This is a genomic window from Kaistella sp. (assembly GCF_041824135.1).
Classification (GTDB): domain Bacteria; phylum Bacteroidota; class Bacteroidia; order Flavobacteriales; family Weeksellaceae; genus Kaistella.
The window spans coordinates 1-5,188 of sequence record NZ_JBGZYM010000098.1; the positions used below are offsets into that span (position 1 = coordinate 1).

Annotated in this window: 5 protein-coding genes; all 5 read right to left on the bottom strand. The window is 33.9% G+C overall.

The window, feature by feature from the left end:
- Window positions 1-94 precede the first annotated feature (94 nt).
- Genes ACEYOS_RS12505 through ACEYOS_RS12525 form a run of 5 tightly spaced genes read right to left on the bottom strand, consistent with a single transcriptional unit; the run spans window position 95 to window position 5,052 of the window.
- Window positions 95-1,414 (bottom strand): hypothetical protein, encoded by a 1,320-nt coding sequence (locus ACEYOS_RS12505; RefSeq protein ID WP_373708191.1) that lies wholly within the window; start codon window positions 1,412-1,414, stop codon window positions 95-97.
- A gap of 39 nt (window positions 1,415-1,453) precedes the next feature.
- Complete coding sequence (locus tag ACEYOS_RS12510; protein ID WP_373708192.1) at window positions 1,454-2,347, bottom strand: 3-hydroxybutyryl-CoA dehydrogenase; 894 nt, start codon at window positions 2,345-2,347, stop codon at window positions 1,454-1,456.
- A gap of 10 nt (window positions 2,348-2,357) precedes the next feature.
- Window positions 2,358-3,176 (bottom strand): M23 family metallopeptidase, encoded by an 819-nt coding sequence (locus ACEYOS_RS12515; protein WP_373708193.1) that lies wholly within the window; start codon window positions 3,174-3,176, stop codon window positions 2,358-2,360.
- Window positions 3,177-3,181: 5 nt separating this feature from the next.
- Window positions 3,182-4,060 carry a class A beta-lactamase, subclass A2 gene (bla, locus tag ACEYOS_RS12520; RefSeq protein WP_373708194.1) on the bottom strand — a complete coding sequence of 293 codons (879 nt, stop codon included), beginning with the start codon at window positions 4,058-4,060 and terminating at the stop codon, window positions 3,182-3,184.
- Between the two features lie 29 nt (window positions 4,061-4,089).
- Window positions 4,090-5,052: a Gfo/Idh/MocA family protein gene (locus ACEYOS_RS12525; protein ID WP_373708195.1), complete on the bottom strand. Its 963-nt coding sequence runs from the start codon at window positions 5,050-5,052 to the stop codon at window positions 4,090-4,092.
- Window positions 5,053-5,188 lie beyond the last annotated feature (136 nt).

A 5,188-nucleotide genomic window follows, 5' to 3' on the forward strand; every position in this document is an offset into this window, starting at 1 on the left:
ATAGATCTTCAGGAAAATCTGAATTGTCTGCTAATAAAAACTTTGGTAATTTCATTTTCTTAATGTTTATAACTGGGTCAAAGATAATAATTATTTATTGAAATTGATTCTTGTCAATTTTAATTTTTTGTAAAACTTTGTATTTTGTTAAAGTGTTATTTTTGAGTGTATCTTCTGGTTTAAAGGTCACTTTTACATTCGGGTTCACGGTACTGATTAATTCTGCGATTCTCATTTTCTCCAGTTCCTCCTCACTTTCCATGTAGAAATTAAGCCTTCCATTTTCTAAATCCTCGTCGTGTAGAAAAGTTTTTATTTCTTGTCGGTTTTCTAAGTAGTTTCCGCGGGCAAGCCAAGTAAAAGCAAATCCGGTCAACAAGCTAAAGGCAGTTATTGCATAAGTGAGCTTACCAAAAATATCATACAATTTTTTAAAATACACCAACCAAATTGATAATGTGAACGGTGCTAAAAGGCGATAATCTAGAGGATTTACAGAATAAAAATATTGAATAAAAAAAGAACAGGCTATTCCGATTCCGCCAATTGTAAGGAAGAATTTTTCAGTTTCAGTTAATTTATTTTTGAGGAAAAGGAATAGCATTAATATGATATTAAGTAATCCAATTCCTATAATTCCATAATTAACGATTCCTCCCGCTGGATTTAAAATATGAATGAAAGGATTAAAAACCGTTGTCAGTCCTTCAAAAAGTTCTGTTAATAATTTCGAAGTAGGATGTAGACCGATTTCTAAAAAACTATCGACGTAATTTTCATTAAAATAATCGATGAACAAAAACTTATATAAAATCACGAAAACCAAACCGATAATTCCAGAATAGATAAAAGTCTTTCCATAGCTTTTTTTGTAATTGAAAACCCCAAAAACTCCAGTCGCAAACATGATAAATAAAGCAGGATAGCGAATATTATACAAAGCAATTAGAATCAAACTTAAATATAAAATCGCCTTTAAACCTTTTAGTTTCTCCGTAATAATTTGATAAGCCAGATAAAGAAATATAAAAACAAAAGGTAAAATCAACGTTTCACTCATCGTATAGGAAAAGATGGAAACGAAGCTAAAAAGTCCACCAATTAAAATGATTTCTTTCAAATAGAAATTCTTTTTCCAGGCGAATAAAACGAGAAATAAATAGGCTCCAAGTCCGATGAGTTTGCTCGCCCAAAATTCATCAAAACCAAATAAAGTAAAAAACTTTAAACTCAATGGATAGCCAAGCGGAGTAGTTGTATTGTCGATTTCCGGAAATACTTTTGACGTTCGCATAAATCGCAGTGAATCCGGATTTACACGTCCTTTCTCATTCCACAAAAAACGAAGAATGGTCATCACAAAAGTTGCAATGACCAATAGAATTAGGATTATCTTTTCCTTATTTTTTTTCATTAAAAATAAACCTCTGATGTTTTTAAAAATCGTACTTAATTATTTCACAAACCGATTCGAAACCTTTTCGGCTTTTCTACTTTCTGCGTAATCATAGAATCCTTCTCCAGATTTCACGCCTAACTTTCCAGCCATTACCATATTAACTAATAATGGGTTCGGTGCATATTTTGGATTTTTGAAACCGTCGTGCATCACATTGAGAATCGCCAAGCAAACGTCTAATCCAATAAAATCTGCTAGTTGTAAAGGTCCCATCGGATGAGCCATTCCCAGTTTCATTACGGTATCGATTTCTTCAACGCCGGCAACGCCGTTGTATAAAGTTTCGATCGCTTCATTGATCATTGGCATCAAAATCCTGTTCGCTACAAAACCTGGATAGTCATTCACTTCTGTCGGAACTTTCCCCAACGTTTTGCTCATTTCGTAGATCTCGTCAAAAGTTTCTTTTGAAGTAGAGTAACCTTTAATTATTTCTACCAGTTTCATGATCGGAACCGGATTCATAAAATGCATTCCAATTACCTTGTCTGGACGATTGGTAACCGACGCAATTTTAGTAATAGAAATCGAAGAAGTATTGGTTGCCAGAATACAATTCTTTGGAGCCAACTCATCCATTTGTTTGAAAATTTTCAACTTCAGATCCAGATTTTCTGTGGCCGCTTCTACAATTAAATCTGCTTTTTCTGCACAATCTGCTAAATCAGTATAAGTCGAAATGTTACTTAAAGTAGTTGTTTTTTGGTCTTCAGTCATATTTCCTTTAGAAATAATACGGTCCAGATTTTTAGTAATCGTTGCCAAACCTTTATCCAAAGCTCCTTGTGAAACATCAACCAAACTAACTTGAAATCCGGTTTGTGCAAAAGTATGTGCAATTCCGTTTCCCATGGTTCCTGCGCCGATCACTACAATATTTTTATTCATTTTTAAATTTTTAATAATTTTTAGTATAACTTTTTCCTTCTTCCAAAAGTGTTACGTCACTTTCAGAAGTTTTAAATTTTGTTTTTATAAATGTTCTTTTTCCGTCTATTCTATTGATGAAAACCGCGAAATGTAAATGGGGTCCACTTGCAAAACCCGTACTTCCACTATACCCAATGAGTTGATCTTTTTTTACATGATCGCCTTTTTTCACGCTTGTACCTTGGTATTTTAAATGAGAATAATCTGCAAAAGTTCCGTCGCTGTGCATGATCACGATTTTGTTATTGTATTTCGCACAGGAAATATTGGGACAACTCTTCGTATTATTATTGATGACGACCACCGCAATTCCGTCGCGGGCAGCCAAAATTGGAGCACCAATTTTTAAATCAAAGTCTAACGCAAATTCATTCTGATGCGAAAACTTGCCGTCATATCCCTGGAAGATCGATTGTGTTTTTCCTTTTTCGAAAGGCAAAGAATAGATGTAATCATCATCAAAGGTTTCCTGAAGTGCGTTTCCAAAATTATACGAATTGGAGTAAGAAAAAGAATTTCCTTCGTTTGCTTTTATCGGAGCTAACTTTGCAATCAAAAACTTTCGGGTTTTTGGCGGAATTACAACTATTTCGTCATTAGGAAGCGTACAGGTTAGATTCTTTAGTTTGAATTGAAACTGTGCAGATATTGGCATTTCTTCTTTATTGTCTGAGTAAATAAAAACTTCTCGGTTAACAACTTCATTATAAAATTGAATGTCCCATTTCTCTTGCGAAAATAGTAAGGTTTGAATCAAGAGAAATCCTAGTAAAAAAAATCTTTTCATTCAATTTATTTTTTGCTAAAATAATCAAAAACAATTTTAGAAACATCCGCAACAATTTTGGTATTTGTCGCTTCACTTTCCATAGAATCTGACACGAAAACGCTTAGGGCGTAATGTTTTCCGTTTGACAGTGTGATGATTCCCATATCATTTTCTGCAACGGTTAATCCCTTTTCATCTTTTCCGGAAGAACCAGTTTTATGTGCGACCCAAGTTCCTTTTGGCAATTGAGCGACGATTTTATTTGCGCCGGTGTTGGTTTCGAGCATGGTTTTCATTAAAAAATCAGTCGAATTTTTTGAGACTACTTTTCCGTCATAAAACTTTTTTAATAAAGTGTTTGACGCGTTGGTCGTTGTCCAGTTCCAATACATAAACTCGTAGCCTTGGTGCATTTTTTCTTCATCAGCTTTAATCTGAAAATTTTTAATTCCTTTCGAATTGATGAATTTTTGCACAGTTTCTGTTCCGCCAATTAATCTCAATAAAATATCGCAACCATTATTATCACTTTGTGCAACCGTATATTTGATCAGTTCACTTAAAGGCATTTCGATATTTCCCTCCGGATATTTCTCCCGAATCGGGCTCCAGGTATTTAATAGAAGTTCTGATTTTTTAATCAAAATATTTTGATCCAACCTCAATTTTTCTTGATCAACCTGATCTAAAACTGCTAACGCAATATGGAATTTAAAAACACTCAACATCGGCAAATGTTTGTTGCCATTAATGCTTATCGATTTGTTGTTTTCAAAATCTAAAACAGAAACTCCGACGGTTGCGTTTTTACCTTTGATGATTTGGTTGATCTCCCTTTTTAAAGATTGGGAATAACCTAAAAAGAAAAGAAGTAGAGCAGTGATTATAAATGTTTTTTTCATGTAAACTCGTTTGATAATAATTCATGACGCTAAGAGATCAATCTCACAATCTCCAAAGCTACTTTCAAAGCTTCGGTTCCGTCTTCCAAAGAAACTTCTACCATTTTATCTTCGGTAATCGCATCTGCGAAACTTTCTAATTCATCCAAAATAGCGTTATTAGGCTGGATGTTCGGATATTCAAAAATAATTTGATTTTTTTCTCCTTCCGCATTTTCAATGATCATATCGAAATCACTTGGGTTTTCAGGAGCAGGCTTCATGCGGATCACTTCAGCTTTTTTCTCTAAGAAATCTACAGAAATATAAGCGTCTTTCTGAAAAAATCGAGATTTACGCATGGCTTTCATTGAAATTCTGGAAGTTGTTAAATTGGCAACACATCCATTTTCAAACTCGATCCTGGCATTACAAATATCCGGAGATTTCGAAACCACAGAAACGCCACTTGCATGAATATTCTTCACTTTTGATTTCACAATAGACAGCAAAATATCCAGATCGTGAATCATTAAATCTAAAACTACGGAAACATCAGTTCCACGAGGATTGAATTCTGCCAAACGGTGAATCTCAATAAACATGGGATCTTTGATGAAATCTTTCGACCCAATAAAAGCTGGATTGTATCTTTCTACGTGACCAACTTGAGCCTTAATCCCGAATTCACGGCATTTGTAAAGAATTTCTTCTGCTTGTTTTAAAGTCTGTGTAATAGGTTTTTCAATGAAAAAATGAATTCTTTTCTGGATCGCTCTCATCGCGTAATCGTAATGATACAGAGTTGGAGTTACGATATCGAGCATTTCGATTTCATTTAATAGATCTTCGAAATTTTCAAAAAACGTATAACCGAATTCGCTTTCTAATTTTTTACCATTTTCTTTATCAGCATCATAAAAGCCGACCAAGTCATACTTTTCTGATTGTTGAAGTAACTTTAAATGGATTTTTCCTAAATGACCTGCGCCAACTAAACCTGCTTTGAGCATAGAAAATTAATTTTGGTAAAGATAAGAAAAGATGGTAGATGCTAGAAGTTAGATGTTAGAAATTCTAATCTCTAAATTCTCATTTCTAAATTCTAATTGCTATTTTTGTGACATGCAGGATTCGTACGTACATAAA

Excerpts from the sequence above, each read along its gene's own strand:
- ACEYOS_RS12505 (WP_373708191.1), bottom strand. The coding sequence starts at position 1,414 with ATGAAAAAAAATAAGGAAAAGATAATCCTAATTCTATTGGTCATTGCA.
- ACEYOS_RS12510 (WP_373708192.1), bottom strand. The coding sequence starts at position 2,347 with ATGAATAAAAATATTGTAGTGATCGGCGCAGGAACCATGGGAAACGGA.
- ACEYOS_RS12515 (WP_373708193.1), bottom strand. The coding sequence starts at position 3,176 with ATGAAAAGATTTTTTTTACTAGGATTTCTCTTGATTCAAACCTTACTA.
- bla (WP_373708194.1), bottom strand. The coding sequence starts at position 4,060 with ATGAAAAAAACATTTATAATCACTGCTCTACTTCTTTTCTTTTTAGGT.
- ACEYOS_RS12525 (WP_373708195.1), bottom strand. The coding sequence starts at position 5,052 with ATGCTCAAAGCAGGTTTAGTTGGCGCAGGTCATTTAGGAAAAATCCAT.